We start from the raw sequence: 14,580 nt of genomic DNA, 5'->3' as shown, positions 1-14,580 counted from the left end.
GGATCAATCCGGCGCGGCAACTTCCTGCACCCGTGCGACGCGGACCCGCCTGAATCGGCGTCCGGCTGCGGACCGCGGCGTGGATGCCGACAGGATGCCAGAGTTTTCGCAGGAAGTCGAAGCCCGATGGCCGTTTTGCCCGAAGCGGCCGGACAGGCTGCTCATGCCATCTGCTATTCGCTTCTGCTGGCGCTCAACGATCGCAAGATCCTGCCCGAGCACAAAATCGTCGACATCCTGCGCGATGCCGCCGCCGCGCATTCGAACGCGCCGCCCGGCGATGGCAGCGTCGCCATGCACAAGGCCGTGGCCAGGCTGATCAACAAGATCATCGACAGCGGGAACTCGGTTCGCCGCCAGCAGGGCCGCCGCCTTGTGACCCGCCCGGCGCGCGACCAGACCGTTTGGCATTTGCCTGCGCTTTGTGCCCTTGCCCTGAGCTTGACCCGCAACCCCGACCGGGCAGCCGGTCTGGTGCAGGACTGCGGGGTCGGGGCCCGGACCGATATCGACAACTTCCACCGCGGCACCAACCTGCGCGGCTGGCTGTTCACCGGCCCGCGCACTGGCCAATACTCCGGCCGGCGCAAGACCCTGCGCGAGGTCCCCGATCCCGACGGCCTGCTGGCGGCCCGGCTGATCGTGATGCCACCCGCGATGGCGTGCTGGCGCTGGTTGGGGCGCAGGGCTATTCCTGTCAGGACACCGCAAGCACCACCGCGCTGGCGGTGGGCACGATGAAAAGCCGGGGCAGCCGCGCGCGGGCAATCCTGACCGATCGGCTGGGCCAGTCCGGCAGCGAAAGCCCGCCGCCCGACCATGGCCACGACCCGGGCCACGTCATTGGCCGGTCCGCGACCTGGGGCCGGGAGGCAGCGGCCGCGCCGGCGGCGATGTCGCGCGGGCGGCGCCTGCAGCCGACCGGTCGCTCGAACGCTGAATCGGGTCAGGCGATCGGTGATCCGGCTGCAGCGTCGCGGCCGCGGGCCAGCCGCCGCGCGTCAGCGGAATATCTTGCCGCCTGCGCTTTTCTTGCCGGCCATGGCCGACGGATTCCCGGCCGGGCCGGGCCGGGTGTTGCGGGCTTCCAGCATGGCGGCGACCGCGGTTCCGGCCTTGGGGTCAGGGGTCCTCGCGGCGGCGGCGCGCGCAGGTTTCTTCGCCGAGGACTTGGCTGCCTTGGACATGGGATGCTCCGCTCCGGGTGTCGCGATCCTGGCCCGGGATGGCTGCGGATCGTCGGCAGAGGCGTCCCCTGGCGCGACCGAGGCAGCTCAGTCCTGATGTTCGGGCAGGGCCTTGACCTCGGCCTTGGTCCGGGTGGTGAGGGCGTTCACCGTGCCATCGCCATCGCGCGTGAAGATCAGGTCGGTGGCGTTGACCATCACCGATTTCGCGCCGATGCCCAGAAAGCCGCCGACATCGACGACGATCCTGCTGTCGGTGCCCATGCCGTGAACATGCGTCACGCGACCGATCTTTTCGTCTTCGGCCCCGAAGACGGTGGCGCCCAGCAGGGTTTCCGGCGTGAAGTCGATGGCATCAAGAACTTCGCTGTTGGTCGGGTCCATGACCGTACTCCTTTGTCGGATGAAGGGGGATGTGCCTGCCAAGTCAACGGCCAGGGGCCGCATCGGTTCCCGCCGGATTCGTTGGCCGCCGGACCCGGCGGGCCGCCGCCGGTGCTACAGTCGTCCGGTCAGCAACAGGACCAGCAGGATCAGCAGCACGATGCCCAGGGCGCCGCTCGGATAGTAGCCCCAAGAGGCACTGTGCGGCCAACGCGGCAGGGCTCCGATCAGCATGAGGACCAGAATGATGATAGGATGTTGGTCAGCATCGGATGAGCTCTCTTGCAAAGGGACGGGTCAGGGACGGCACCCTTGCCCCCGCCGACATCCGGCCTGACCCTCGCGCGCCGGCCGGACAAGGCGGCAGGGAAAGAATGCGCGGCCCCTGCGGACGCGGCACTCACCTGCGACAGCGCCGGCGTATGCCGCACATCTGCGCAACTGGACGCGCGGCGGAACCTCACGGCGGGCAGCAGCGTCTCACGACGGGATGCGCGGCGTCGGTCCGCCGCGGAAGCCGCATCGTCTTGGTCGTCATCATCATCGCCGTCGGCGTCAACACCGACGGCCGCCGCGAGGTGCCGGGCATGGAGATCGGCACCTCGGAAGCCGAGCCGATCTGGACGGAGTTCCTGCGCAAGCTCAACTGGCGCGGCCTGTGCGGCGTGAAGCGGGTGGTGTCCGACGCCCATGAAGGCATCAAGGCTGCCGTCAGCAAGGCATTGCGTGCGACATGGCAGAGGTGCCGGGTTCACTTTCTGAGGAACGTGCTGGCCCACGCCTGAAAAGGCGGAAGACGTGACTTCTCCGCCTTCATTGCCATCGCCTTCGCCCAGGAAACACCCGAAGCCGGCAGCACTCGGTGGCGGGCTGTCGCCGATCAAATCCAGCCCAAGGTGCCGAAGCTCGCCGCCATCATGGATGATGCCGAGGCCGATGTGCTGGCCTGCATGACGTTCCCCAAGGAGCATCGGACCAAGTCGTACAGCACCAACCCGATCGAGCGCCTCAACGGCGAGATCAAGCGCCGCACCGATGTCGTCGGGATCTTTCCCAGCGACGATGCCATCGTCCGCCTCGTCGTCGCACCGCTGCTGGAACACAACGATGAATGGGCCGTGCGACGCGCTCGATACATGACGCTGGAAACCATCAGCCAGTTGAGCGATGATCCTCTCGACAGCCTGCCAGCCGTAGCAAGCTATTCAGCCTGGCGATGCCGGAAAGCGCGGCGACCATTGCCGTCAGCGACACCAAACGGTGGGACACCATCGGCAGCGAAATGCGCGAATTGAGTCCGTGAGAGCTTCATTCGGTACAGCGAAGTCCTCTCCGGTACACCGTCACGCACCCCAAACACGTTCTTTGCGAGGTCGACGCCGATATCAGCTGATCCGGTTGCCGAAGCACTAGCGTGTATGTGCGCCTCTCCTCATCCTTTGATCTGGGTCAAATCGACACGGATAGCCAAATGCTAACCTTGCTGCGAGCCTCTTGAGAGGCATTGCCAAGTAGTCTCCGCAGAGCGGATTCCTACGCTATCTCCAATGCGACGCAGCGGCTGGCTCGAGGATGCTTCGAGGGCTGGGTATCAGGGAACAGAGCCCGCTTCTGTTTCTCCGCCTCCAGTTCGTGGTTCCAAGAGATGTGCCGCGAGGGAAGGGAGGCGACGTCATGGTTGACTTCACAAAGCCATTTGCCGGTGTCAGCAAGGCGCCCAGCGAGATGCCGCTGTTCACGATTTTGTTGGAGCCGAAAGACGTTCTGAGCCGCGATCAGAACAGCCTGCTGCGTCTGACCGCGTCGGGCTCCCTCGAACACATTTTGATCGACGTTCATGACAATGGCGCGTTCCGGTCACTGGGGAAAACGTTTCAACTCACCTCCAGCTGGACCTTCGAGGGGCAACCGGCGTTTCTCTATTCCCCGGACTATGAACTGCTGAGCGCCTTCACCATCGGCACCGGCGGCTACGTCTATCAGAATTTCCAGGCGCGCGAGACCGATACCGATGCATTTCCGCCCTGGTCGGGCTGGACGGGCCTGCCGCAATCGGTGAAATTCCAGGGCGGCGTTGCCGCGTTGAATGCGCCGGACGGGAAGAAGGCATATGTCTTCGCGCTCGGTCAGGACAACTACATCCACCAGAACACCTATCAGCGCGGCGCCGGCGGCGGCTGGCTGGGCTGGCAGAAGCTTCCCGGGGCCCAGAAATTCGATTCCGCGCCGACGGCGATCAATTCGCCGGACGGCACCCTAACAAGCGTGTTCGCGACGGGACAGGATCAAGCCATCTACCAGACGTTCACGTCCCACGCGTCAGGCGGCAGCTGGCAAGGTTGGAGCAAACTGCCCGATACGAGGAAGTTCGCCTCCGCCCCCGCCGCGATGAACTCGGCGGACGGGCTGCACGCCAGCGTCTTCGCGCTGGGCCATGATGGCTTCATCTACCAGTGCATCTACGACCGCGTCCCGGGCGGCAGCTGGGGCAGCTGGCAGAAGCTGCCCGGGACGATCAAGTTCGCCTCTGCGCCGTCCGTGTCGAATTCGCCCGACGGGATGAAAGTGACGGTCCTCGCGCTGGACAGCGGCAAGCGCCTGCACCAGATCGTCTATTGCCGCAAGCCGGGCGAAGGCTGGGGGACATGGGCCGCCATCCTCGGCACGCAGCAATTCGAAAGCGTGCCGCCCATCGTTCCGGCGGTCCTGCACCGCAAGAGCCAGAACGCGTTGCTCGGGCTGCTCTTCGGCACGGGCAACACCACAGTCGCAGGATACTACAAGGAGAATTCCTACGGCAACTTCACCCTGAAGAACGGCTTCACGACCCGGTGGATGACTGCCTCGGACGATCCCCTGACAAGCGGTGTCGACGAGTCGAGTTACGAGCACATTCACATGGGCGGCGAGATCGCAGAGCAGGAAAAGGGCAAATGGCTGCTTCGGGAAATCGAGAACCAAAACGTCATTAGGCTGAGCCAGTTCGCCCGAAATGGAAAAATCGAGCGAAAGGACCTTGCCTTTCTCTGGCTCTATTCCGGCGGGGCGCTCGGTTCGGGGCGCCAACGGGACCTGCCCGCCGTAACGTCCGGCCTGTCGACGGAAGTGCATGCCGAAGTTCTGGCGAGAGGGGAACATCATTGCGCCCCGACCCTGATCGCACACGAGCTTGGACACTCGATCTTTCGGCTGCATGACCTTTACTCGGGGCTATGGATGGTCTCGATGGCCATGGGCGGCCCCAACGATCATGTCTATTGCTGGACCCAGAATGCAGAGGGCGAGGGAGCCGTCTACGAGGGCGGGCCGGTCTTCCTCGCCAGAAACGGGCGCAAGACGTTCCATCCTCCGGCTGACGTACGGCTCGACAAGGACCAGATCGTCGCGATGGCCATGGCCGGGACGGACGACCATGTGTACACATGGTATGCGGACGATAGCGGCGATGGCTACGTCTGTGGCGGCACGACGACACATCTCGACAGCTACCGCAAGAAACGCAGGTTCGCTCTTCCGACCGGAAAGACGCCCGCCAATATCGTCGACATCGGGATCACGGCGCAGGACCTGGTTGTCGCCTGGTATGATGACCGCACCTTCAGCACGGGCACGACCGAGGACTTGGCTTCGCGACCCCTGAATCCCGGTGCCCAGACACAGCCCTATGTTCTACCCGGCAGCAAGATTCCTGCCGACATCTTGAGCATCGAAATCCGCAAATCCACCAATCAAGTCTACACTTGGTACAGGGACGGCACCTTTAGCGTCGGCCACTTCCACGATCTGGCCTTCGTGGACTACCCGGCCCCGTATAAGGTGCCGCCAGAGGCGTACCCCAGCCCCGGCACGCTCTCTTTGATGAGCTACAACGTGTCCGCGTTCATTCCGCATCTTGATCCCTGGTCCAAAATGAAACTCGGATGGCTCAAGCCGCAAATCATCACGTCCAGTGGCACCCATACACTTAAGAACATAGAAAAAAATAGCGACGGCGCCTGCATTCTGTATGATCCCGCGCGTGGTGAACAAGAGTATTTCATTGTTGAGAACCGGTGGCCGGCGGGGTCGTCCGAAGCAGGGCTTGGAGCGCAAGGCATTGCGATCTGGCACATTCACGAGCGAAGCCAGGATGGAGTGGGTACAAACCACGTTGGCCGAAAAACGGTACAGCTTGTCAAACCGGACGGTGTCCAGATCGGTGGCTATCGCAGCCTAGACACCTCGGTGGGCGGCGGCCTTTGGCACGCTGGAAGCCCAGCCCATTCCTATGATGTCACATCGACTTCGGTGCCGGCGAATACGCTCTGGGATGACGGCAAACCGAGTGGGATCGAGATCCGGGATTTCTCCGCGGCGGGCCCAACGATGACCGTCTATTTCAAGGTCCCGTGAGGGAGAGGGGGTCCTGACCTCGAGCCTTCTCCGCCCCCCAAGAGGAGTGGATTCGATAGTCCGATCAATGTGCCAACAGTGTCGCAAGGCGCAAATCCGCCAGCACGCCTTTCGTTGCGCCCCCCAGGACAAAGTCCCGAAGTCGGGAATGGCCGAATCCGCCCATCGCCAGAATCTGTGCGCCTTCGCCGATCGCTGCGTCCTGAAGAGCCTCCGCGATGGTCTTGCCCCCGAGCTTCAGGTTCACGGCCCTGGCGGCGTATCCGCGCAATTCCAGCGAAGCCGCGAGGGTCTCGGCGATGCCCGAACCACTCAGCGCCTTCTCGTCCTGGACCGTCAGGACCGTCACCCTTTCGCCATCGGTCAGCAATCGCAGCGCATCGCCGAGCGCGCGTGCAGCCACGCGGCTTTCATCCCAGGCAATCGCGATATGATCGACACGCTCGGTCTGCGCTGACGGCGGCACGAGGACAACCGGGAGGCCGGAACCGAAAACCAGTGACTGCGCCATGTCCTGCGCCGAAACCGCGTCGGGCGACCATGGCAGCAGAGCAAGATCGAAGTAGCGCGACTCGAACGTGGCCCATTCGGGCGCCGCGCCCATCACCGGCCTGTGGTGGGAGAACTGAAGAGCGCAGGTGCCCTTTGCCCCCGCCTCGATCAGGGCACGCAGACGCTTGCATTCCGCCTTGCTGCGGTCTTCGGCCGCGCGGGCCATCGCTTCGACGTCAATCAGGAATCCGCCCAGAGGCGAAGCGACGGGTGGGATTTCCACCGCGAAGGTGGCGACGTGCGCCCCGCAACCCAGCGCCTCGGCCAAACCGATTGTAGCCAGGATTGCGGCGTCTGAAGGGCCTTCGGGATAGGTGTTCAAGGGAATGTAGGCGATGCGATCAGGCATGGCGAAATGTCCTTCTTCGGTTTCCAGCGATTGACCGGGCAGGATCTGCGGGTTGCCGGATGCGCAGCCTTTGACCGTGCCGGTCGATGATCAGGCAAGTTCTGTGGGCATGACGAGGACGTCACTCTGGGCGTCCTTCAGCACTTGCAGCGCCACGCTGCCCAGCACCATCCGCGACATCGCGCCCTTGCCCTGAGTCGAGACGACGATCAGATCCGCCTTCACCTCGTCGGCGGTCTTCAGGATTTCACCGGCGACGGTCGCCCCTCCGTGCCGGACGATCCGCTCGGCCTGTCCCAGGCCGCCACCTCCGGTAAACTGGGACAGGCCGTTCCACGCCTCGCGGCGAAGGTCCTCAAGGTAGTCGCGCTCTCCCTCCGGCCCCATGCTGTCGGACATCGCAATCCGCAGCGCGGGCGCGTCGAAGACGTAAAGCAGCGAGCGTGGCGCATCGCCTGCAAGCCCGGCCGCAAGAAAGCGCGTCAGGGCGGTCCTGGCATGGTCGGACAGGTCCGTCGTCATCAGAACATGGCGCCACGGGCCGACGGGCGGACCATTCGCCATCAGCACGGGGCAGCCAACCGAGCGGATGGTGCGCTCCGCTGTCGTTCCGACAAAGGCATCGCGCAGGATCTGGCGCCGATGCGGCCCGATCACCAGCAGGTCGGGAGACGCCTTCGCCGCCGCCTTGACGATGCCGGCGAAGGGATCGTCAAGCAGGATCTCGGTCGTGCAGGCGACACCGTCCAGGTCCTTCAGGCTTCGGGCCAGTTCGGCCAGCAGCTGGCGGGCATCGTTCACCTCGTGATCGACGATCCGGCGGGGCCGGTCATCATCGACGACATGCAGCAGATCGAGGGCGGCGCCATGCTGGCGGGCCAGGATCACCGCGCGGCGCAGCGCACGATCGGACCGTTCGGAAAAATCCGTGGCCAACATGATGCGCTGCATGGTGTGCCCTCCGGCCCCGGGGATGAGGTCGATGAAATCACGTCCATTCGCATCACTGATTGATGCGGGTCAACCAAACGCTACAATCCTTCGCTATTCTTCACCAAAATGCACAAAGGGCAGAAGGTCATGCCGAAGGACCAGTATCAGACCGTCAAGGACGTGGCGGACCGCCTGAAGGTCGCCGAGGCGACCGTCCGCCACTGGATCAAGGTTGGCCAGTTGCGGGCGATCGACATCGGCAAGGGCTGGCGCATCGCCGATGCCGACCTGGCCGAATTCCTGATGGCCCACCAGACCGCACCAAGAAGACACCCGGCTGGCTTGAATGGCCGTGGTCCGCAGGCGGAGGCATAGTGCCGGTCCTGACCTCCTTTGCCGAAATCGCCGTGCTTCTGGTCATGGCGGCCGTGATCGGCCTTGTCGGCACGCTGGCACGGCAGCCGCTGATCGTCAGCTTCATCGCCGTCGGGCTGATCGCGGGGCCTTCGGCGCTGGATGTCGTGCATTCGGACGCGCAGATCGACCTTCTGTCCGAGCTTGGCATTGCGGTGCTCCTGTTCCTGGTCGGCATCAAGCTGGACGTGAAGCTGATCCGGTCGCTGGGGGTGGTCTCGGTGCTGACGGGCCTCGGGCAGATCATCTTCACCGCCTTCTTCGGCTACCTGATCGGCCTTGGCCTGGGGCTTGGCCACGTCACCAGCCTTTATGTCGCTGTGGCGCTGACGTTTTCCTCGACCATCATCATCGTCAAGCTTTTGTCCGACAAACGCGAGATCGACGCGCTGCACGGCCAGATCGCGCTGGGCTTCCTGATCGTGCAGGATCTTGTCGTGGTGCTGGCCATGATCGTGCTGTCGGCCATCGGCATCGGCGCTGCCGATGCCGGGCATGGCGGCGGGTCGGTGCTGACGGTGCTGGCATCGGGGCTGGCGCTTGTGGCGACGGTGGTCCTCTTCGTGCGCTATGCCGCCAACCCGCTGACCGAACGGCTGGCCCGCGCGCCCGAGCTTCTGGTGATCTTCGCCATCGCGCTTGCCGCGATGTTTGCCGCGATCGGCGATGTCGTTGGCCTGGGCAAGGAGGTGGGCGGCCTGATGGCGGGTGTCGCGCTGGCCTCGACCCCCTACCGCGAGACGATTGCCGCCCGGCTGGCGCCGTTGCGCGACTTCCTGCTTCTGTTCTTCTTCATCGCGCTGGGGGCCACGCTTGACCTGTCGCTTCTGGGCGCACATGTCACCGGGGCCATCCTCTTCTCGCTCTTCGTCCTGATCGGCAATCCGCTGATCGTGCTGGCGATCATGGGGGCGATGGGCTACCGCAAGCGCACCGGCTTTCTGGCCGGGCTGACCGTGGCGCAGATCAGCGAGTTCTCGTTGATCTTCGTGGCCATGGGCGTCTCGCTGGGCCATGTGACCGAGGACGCGCTTGGCCTTGTCACCATGGTGGGCCTGGTGACCATCGCGGCCTCGACCTACATGATCACCTATTCGCACCGGCTGTATGCGGTGTTCGAGCCCCTGCTTGGCGCCTTCGAGCGCAAGGGCACCCCGCGCGAGCCGTCCGAGGCGGGCGCGCATGCGGCCAGCAGCTACAAGGTCATCATCTTCGGCCTGGGCCGGTTCGGCACCGCCATCGGGTTGCGCCTGAAGAAGCGGGGCATCCGCGTGCTGGGCGTGGACTTCAACCCGCAGGCCGTGCGGCGCTGGCGCAACCTCGGCCTCGAGGCCGACTTCGGCGATGCCAGCGACCCCGAGTTTGTCGCCGAACTGCCGTTCCGGGGGGCCGAGTGGATGGTGTCGACGGTGCCGATCCACCCCACGGGGCTAAGCCACGAAGACACCCGCCGGACCCTGATCCAGCTCGCCCGCTCGGCCGGGTTCTCGGGCCGGATGGCGGCCGCCTCACACAGTGCGGGCGACACCGAGGTGCTGTTCGGCGCGGGGATCGATCTGGTGCTGGAGCCCTTCCAGGACGCCGCCGACCGTGCGGTAGAGCTGTTGTGCGGCGCCGCAGGAGAAGAACGGACCGAGTTCCCCGAGATCGCGGCCGAGGGTCGCGAAACGGGATGACGTGGGTCGATCATTCGGAAACGAAGGGACAATTGCCATGAACAGACCTGCTGGCAGGACGGCGATCGTGGCCGCGGGCGCCGTCGGGAACGGCCGCGCCTCCGTGCTGCGCATGGCGGAGGCAGGCGAAATCCCTGACCGGGGCGGTAATCGTCATCAATGGCGGCTACACTGCGCGCTGACATGACCCTGACCACCCCCCACACGACCCCCGCCGCCGATTGCCTTGCGGCGCTGGAAGCTGCGCCGGAAGGCCTGACCACGCCCCAGGCGACGCTGCGCCTTGCCGTGCATGGCCCGAACCGCCTGCCCGAGGTGCGGGGGCGCGGGCCGCTGCTGCGGCTTCTGATGCAGTTCCACAACGTGCTGATCTATGTGCTCCTGGGCGCGGCGGTGGTGACCGGGGCCTTGCAGCACTGGGTCGATACCGGGGTGATCCTGGCCGTGGTTCTGGCCAATGCCGTGATCGGCTTCGTCCAGGAGGGCAAGGCCGAAGCGGCGATGGCCGCGATCCGCACCATGCTGGCGCCCCGCGCCGCGACCTTGCGCGACGGGCGCCGGGTGACGCTGGACGGGGCCGACCTTGTCCCCGGCGACATCGTCCTTCTTGAGGCAGGCGACAAGGTGCCCGCCGACCTGCGCGTGCTCGAGGCGCGCGGGCTGGCGGCGCAGGAGGCGATCCTGACGGGCGAATCCGTGCCGGTGGAAAAGGGGCCGGAGCCGGTCGCAGCCGGGGCCGCGCTGGGCGACCGGCGGTCGATGCTCTGGTCGGGGACGCTGGTGACGCAGGGCACGGCGCGCGGGCTGGTGGTGGCCACGGGGGCGGGCACCGAGATCGGCCGCATCGGCGGGCTTCTGGCCGGGGTCGAGCAGCTGACCACCCCGCTTGTCGCGCAGATGGACCATTTCGCGCGCTGGCTGTCGTTCCTGATCCTGCTCTGCGCCGCGCTTCTGCTGGCCTACGGCTACTTCGTCGGCCACTTGCCCTTTTCCGACCTCTTCATGGCGGTCGTCGGGGTGGCGGTGGCGGCAATCCCCGAGGGCCTGCCCGCCGTGATGACGATCACGCTGGCCATCGGCGTGCAGGCCATGGCGCGCCGCAACGCCATCATCCGCCGCCTGCCCGCGATCGAGGCGATCGGCTCGGTCTCGGTCATCTGCACCGACAAGACCGGCACGCTGACCCGCAACGAGATGGTGGTGGCCGCCGCCGAAACGCCGGAAGGCCGCTTCGCCATCGCCGGCGAGGGCTATGCGCCCGAAGGCGCGGTCACGCCCACGGGTGATCTGGGCCGGCTGGCCCTGGCCGCCGCGCTCTGCAACGACGCGCAGCTGCACCGCAAGGACGGGGTCTGGACCGTCGAGGGCGACCCGATGGAGGGCGCGCTTCTGGCCTTCGCCGGCAAGGTCGCGGGCGATCATGCCGCGCACCGGCTGGATGCCATCCCCTTCGACAGCCGCCACCGCTTCATGGCGGTGCTGACCGATGCGCCGCAGGGCCGGCTGACCCATGTGAAGGGCGCGCCGGAACGGGTGCTGCGGATGTGCGCGGGGCTGGACCATGCCCCGTGGCACGACCGGGCCGAGGCCCTGGCCCGGCAGGGCCTGCGCGTCCTGGCGCTGGCCGAGCGGGCCGAGACGGGCGACCGCATCGACCCCGCGACCCTTGAAGGCGGGCTGACCTTCCTTGGCCTTGTCGGCCTGATCGACCCGCCGCGCCCCGAGGCGATTGCCGCCGTCGCGGAATGCCGGGCGGCCGGCATCCGGGTCAAGATGATCACCGGCGACCATGCCGGCACCGCCGCCGCCATCGCGCGCCAGATCGGGCTGGAAAACCCCGACCGCGTGCTGACCGGCCATGACCTTGACAAGCTGGACGATGCGCAACTGGCGCTGGAAGTCGTGGGCACCAGCGTCTTCGCCCGCACCAGCCCCGAACACAAGCTGCGCCTGGTGACCGCGCTGCAGGCGAACGGCCTGTCGGTGGCGATGACCGGCGACGGGGTGAACGACGCGCCCGCGCTCAAGCGCGCCGATGCAGGCATCGCCATGGGCCTCAAGGGGTCCGAGGCCGCCAAGGAGGCCGCCGACCTGGTGCTGGCCGACGACAACTTCGCCTCCATCGCCGCCGCCGTGCGCGAAGGTCGGACGGTCTGGGACAACCTGCAAAAGGTCATCAGCTGGACCCTGCCCACGAATGCCGGCGAGTCGGTGGTCATCGTGCTGGCGCTGCTGCTGGGGCTTGCCCTGCCGGTGACGGCCGTCCAGATCCTGTGGGTCAACCTGATCACCGCCATCACCCTGGGCCTTGCCCTGGCCTTCGAGCCGACCGAGACCGGCACCATGGCCCGCCCGCCGCGCGCCCGCCATGCGCCGATCCTGTCGGGCCAGCTGGTCTGGCATGTCGTTCTGGTCGCGACCCTGTTCCTGGCGGCGGTCTTCGGCGTCTTCACCTACGCCATCGACAAGGGCCATCCGCTGGCCCTGGCGCAGACCATGGCGATGAACACGCTGGTCGTGCTCGAGATCTTCCACCTCTTCTTCATCCGCAACATCCACAGCACCTCGCTGACCTGGGCCGCCGCGCGCGGGACCCGGGTGGTCTGGACCGTGGTCGTCCTCATCACGGCCGCGCAGTTCGCCGTCACCTATCTTGCGCCCTTGCAGGCCCTGCTGGGCACCGCGCCGATCCCACTGTTCGACGGCCTCTTGATCGTCGGCATCGGGGCGGCATTCTTCGCGTTGATCGAGATCGAGAAACAGATCAGACTGGGGTTGAAATCATGACGCGACCGACAAGACGCAAGCCGCCTTCTGTCCCCCGTCCGGCCGCTGCCCAGCCTCCGGTGCAGCTGCCCGCCGTCGTGCCCCCCCTGCAAGAGCCGCAGCAGACCCATCCGCACGACACCCTCGACCGTGCGGCGCGGGGCGCCTTGGCAAAGCTGAGCGGCGGGGTGTCGCCGCACGCCTTCATCGAGGCCTGGAGCGACTGGGCGCAGCATCTGGCGCGCTCGCCCGGCCGCCAGCTGGAACTGGCCGAGCATGCCCAGCAGAACCTCTTGAAGGTCATGGCGCTTGCCGCCAGCCCGGGCGGCGCGCCGCCCTTTGTGCCCAAGCCCTATGACAAGCGCTTTGCCCATCCCGGCTGGCAGACCTTCCCCTTCCAGCTGTGGCAACAGGGGTTCCTGGCCGTGCAGGACTGGTGGGACCAGGCGACCGAACCGATGCGCGGCCTGCGCCCCGAAGATGCCGACCGCACCCGGTTTCTGGCCCGCCAGACGCTGGACGTGCTGTCGCCCTCGAACCAGCCGCTGCTCAATCCCGAGATCATCGCCGAGACGGTGAAGACCGGCGGCCGCAACCTGACCGAAGGCGCGGCGCATTTCCTTGAGGATGCGGTCAAGACCCTGACGAGCCGGCATGATCCGCCCCCCGAAGGCTACCGTATCGGCACCGATCTGGCCTGCACCCCGGGTCAGGTGGTCTTTCGCAACGACCTGATGGAACTGATCCAGTATGCCCCGCAGACCCCGCAGGTGCAGGCGCGGCCGGTCCTGATCGTTCCGGCTTGGATCATGAAATACTACATCCTCGACCTGTCGCCCGCGAACTCGATGGTGCGCTACCTGGTGGCGCAGGGCTTCACCGTCTTCATGATCTCCTGGATCAACCCGACGGCCCAGCATCGCGAGCTGTCGCTGGAGGACTACCGCAAAGAGGGCGTCCTGGCGGCGCTGGACGCGGTGACGACGATCGTGCCGGACACCACGGTTCATGCCGTCGGCTATTGCCTTGGCGGCACGATCCTGGCGATCGCGGCAGCGACCCTGGCGCGCGACCGCGATGACCGGCTGGCCTCGGTCACGTTGATGGCAGCGCAGGTCGATTTCGCCGAGGCGGGCGAACTCCTGCTGTTCGTAGATGAGAGCCAGGTCTCCTTCCTTGAGGATCTGATGTGGGAACAGGGCTATCTCGACCGCCCGCAGATGGCCCGCGCCTTTGCCGCCATCCGGGCCGAAGACCTGATCTGGACCCGCGCCGTCCAGCGCTATTTCCTCGGGCGCGAGGATGTGCCGACCGACATCGGCGTCTGGCTGGCCGACACCACCCGGATGCCCGCGCGGATGCATTCGCAATACCTGCGCGCGCTGTTCCTCGAGAACCGGCTGACGGCGGGGCGGTTCGCCGTCGAGGGCCGGGTGATCGCGCTCGAGGACCTGTCGGTGCCGCTGTTCGTGGTGGGCACCGAGACCGACCACATCGCGCCCTGGCGGTCGGTCTACAAGACCCAGCTTTTCACCCATTGCGACCTGACCTTCGTCTTGACCAGGGGCGGGCACAACACCGGGATCCTCAGCGAACCTGGGCACAAGGACAGACACTACCGCATCTCGCACCGCCCGGCGGGCGCGCTTTACGTCGGCCCCGACGGCTGGCTGGCCCAGACCGAGCCGCTGCCCGGTTCGTGGTGGCCGGCCTGGGCGGACTGGCTGAGGAGAGAGGGCGGCGAAGCGGTTTCACCCCCCGCGATGGGCGCCCCGCAGCGCGGTCTTCTCCCGCTGGCCGCCGCGCCCGGCAGCTACGTCCTGCAGACCTGAGCCGCGGTGCCACAACCTGTAAGGGCTATCCGACGGCCTGCCCCTGCCTGACGTCTCGCGGTGCGGCTCCATCAGTGACTGGACCCTGCTTTCTC

11 protein-coding genes and 1 pseudogene are annotated in these 14,580 nt (G+C 66.3%); 7 read left to right on the top strand and 5 right to left on the bottom strand.

All coding sequences use genetic code 11. The features are described 5' to 3' along the window. The first annotated feature begins 126 nt into the window (after positions 1 to 126). On the top strand, positions 127 to 741 hold the full coding sequence (locus LHP98_RS19710) for a hypothetical protein (protein ID WP_413687712.1): 615 nt from the start codon (positions 127 to 129) through the stop codon (positions 739 to 741). A 260-nt stretch (positions 742 to 1,001) separates the two neighbouring features. On the opposite strand, the gene LHP98_RS13105 is transcribed toward LHP98_RS19710, so the two are convergent. The 3 genes from LHP98_RS13105 to LHP98_RS13095 all read right to left on the bottom strand — a co-directional run bounded on the left by LHP98_RS13105 (position 1,002) and on the right by LHP98_RS13095 (position 1,823). Next, the gene (locus tag LHP98_RS13105) at positions 1,002 to 1,187 is read right to left on the bottom strand and encodes a hypothetical protein (protein ID WP_227252992.1); all 186 of its coding nucleotides are present in this window, start codon (positions 1,185 to 1,187) and stop codon (positions 1,002 to 1,004) included. An 87-nt stretch (positions 1,188 to 1,274) separates the two neighbouring features. Continuing rightward, entirely contained in the window at positions 1,275 to 1,571 is a 297-nt protein-coding gene (locus LHP98_RS13100; RefSeq protein ID WP_227252991.1) for a PRC-barrel domain-containing protein, read from the bottom strand. A gap of 114 nt (positions 1,572 to 1,685) precedes the next feature. Next, the gene (locus LHP98_RS13095) at positions 1,686 to 1,823 is read right to left on the bottom strand and encodes a DUF3309 domain-containing protein (RefSeq protein ID WP_413687713.1); all 138 of its coding nucleotides are present in this window, start codon (positions 1,821 to 1,823) and stop codon (positions 1,686 to 1,688) included. Between the two features lie 251 nt (positions 1,824 to 2,074). On the opposite strand from LHP98_RS13095, the pseudogene LHP98_RS13090 reads away from it, so the two are divergent. Together LHP98_RS13090 and LHP98_RS13085 are read left to right on the top strand one after the other, a co-directional pair. Further along, positions 2,075 to 2,773 (top strand): annotated as a pseudogene (locus LHP98_RS13090) (IS256 family transposase); the annotation flags it as partial. A 472-nt stretch (positions 2,774 to 3,245) separates the two neighbouring features. Further along, on the top strand, positions 3,246 to 5,963 hold the full coding sequence (locus LHP98_RS13085) for a hypothetical protein (protein ID WP_227252989.1): 2,718 nt from the start codon (positions 3,246 to 3,248) through the stop codon (positions 5,961 to 5,963). 64 nt (positions 5,964 to 6,027) lie between these two features. Here LHP98_RS13085 and LHP98_RS13080 read toward each other — a convergent pair whose 3' ends face one another. Together LHP98_RS13080 and LHP98_RS13075 are read right to left on the bottom strand one after the other, a co-directional pair. After that, positions 6,028 to 6,864, bottom strand: a complete 837-nt coding sequence (locus tag LHP98_RS13080; protein WP_227252988.1) for a universal stress protein — start codon at positions 6,862 to 6,864, stop codon at positions 6,028 to 6,030. A gap of 90 nt (positions 6,865 to 6,954) precedes the next feature. Then, complete coding sequence (locus LHP98_RS13075; RefSeq protein ID WP_227252987.1) at positions 6,955 to 7,815, bottom strand: universal stress protein; 861 nt, start codon at positions 7,813 to 7,815, stop codon at positions 6,955 to 6,957. Positions 7,816 to 7,944: 129 nt separating this feature from the next. Here LHP98_RS13075 and LHP98_RS13070 point away from each other — a divergent pair, with 129 nt between their 5' ends. The 4 genes from LHP98_RS13070 to LHP98_RS13055 all read left to right on the top strand — a co-directional run bounded on the left by LHP98_RS13070 (position 7,945) and on the right by LHP98_RS13055 (position 14,485). Further along, positions 7,945 to 8,172, top strand: a complete 228-nt coding sequence (locus LHP98_RS13070) for a helix-turn-helix domain-containing protein (protein ID WP_227252986.1) — start codon at positions 7,945 to 7,947, stop codon at positions 8,170 to 8,172. Further along, positions 8,172 to 9,887 carry a cation:proton antiporter gene (locus LHP98_RS13065; protein WP_227252985.1) on the top strand — a complete coding sequence of 572 codons (1,716 nt, stop codon included), beginning with the start codon at positions 8,172 to 8,174 and terminating at the stop codon, positions 9,885 to 9,887. Before LHP98_RS13070 ends, LHP98_RS13065 begins: the two co-directional genes overlap by 1 nt. Positions 9,888 to 10,070: 183 nt before the next feature. Then, positions 10,071 to 12,674 carry a cation-transporting P-type ATPase gene (locus tag LHP98_RS13060; protein ID WP_227252984.1) on the top strand — a complete coding sequence of 868 codons (2,604 nt, stop codon included), beginning with the start codon at positions 10,071 to 10,073 and terminating at the stop codon, positions 12,672 to 12,674. A 59-nt stretch (positions 12,675 to 12,733) separates the two neighbouring features. Continuing rightward, on the top strand, positions 12,734 to 14,485 hold the full coding sequence (locus tag LHP98_RS13055; protein ID WP_227252983.1) for a PHA/PHB synthase family protein: 1,752 nt from the start codon (positions 12,734 to 12,736) through the stop codon (positions 14,483 to 14,485). The last annotated feature ends 95 nt before the right edge of the window (positions 14,486 to 14,580 follow it).

This window comes from Rhodobacter sp. Har01 (genome assembly GCF_020564565.1).
In the GTDB taxonomy this organism is placed as follows: domain Bacteria; phylum Pseudomonadota; class Alphaproteobacteria; order Rhodobacterales; family Rhodobacteraceae; genus Pseudogemmobacter.
Note: the sequence above shows the minus strand (reverse complement) of the source record. Positions and strands in the feature narration are given on the sequence as shown.

What these genes read in the sequence shown, in the direction of transcription:
- LHP98_RS19710 (WP_413687712.1), top strand. Translation starts at nt 127, where the DNA reads ATGGCCGTTTTGCCCGAAGCGGCCGGACAGGCTGCTCATGCCATCTGC.
- LHP98_RS13105 (WP_227252992.1), bottom strand. Translation starts at nt 1,187, where the DNA reads ATGTCCAAGGCAGCCAAGTCCTCGGCGAAGAAACCTGCGCGCGCCGCC.
- LHP98_RS13100 (WP_227252991.1), bottom strand. Translation starts at nt 1,571, where the DNA reads ATGGACCCGACCAACAGCGAAGTTCTTGATGCCATCGACTTCACGCCG.
- LHP98_RS13085 (WP_227252989.1), top strand. Translation starts at nt 3,246, where the DNA reads ATGGTTGACTTCACAAAGCCATTTGCCGGTGTCAGCAAGGCGCCCAGC.
- LHP98_RS13080 (WP_227252988.1), bottom strand. Translation starts at nt 6,864, where the DNA reads ATGCCTGATCGCATCGCCTACATTCCCTTGAACACCTATCCCGAAGGC.
- LHP98_RS13075 (WP_227252987.1), bottom strand. Translation starts at nt 7,815, where the DNA reads ATGCAGCGCATCATGTTGGCCACGGATTTTTCCGAACGGTCCGATCGT.
- LHP98_RS13070 (WP_227252986.1), top strand. Translation starts at nt 7,945, where the DNA reads ATGCCGAAGGACCAGTATCAGACCGTCAAGGACGTGGCGGACCGCCTG.
- LHP98_RS13060 (WP_227252984.1), top strand. Translation starts at nt 10,071, where the DNA reads ATGACCCTGACCACCCCCCACACGACCCCCGCCGCCGATTGCCTTGCG.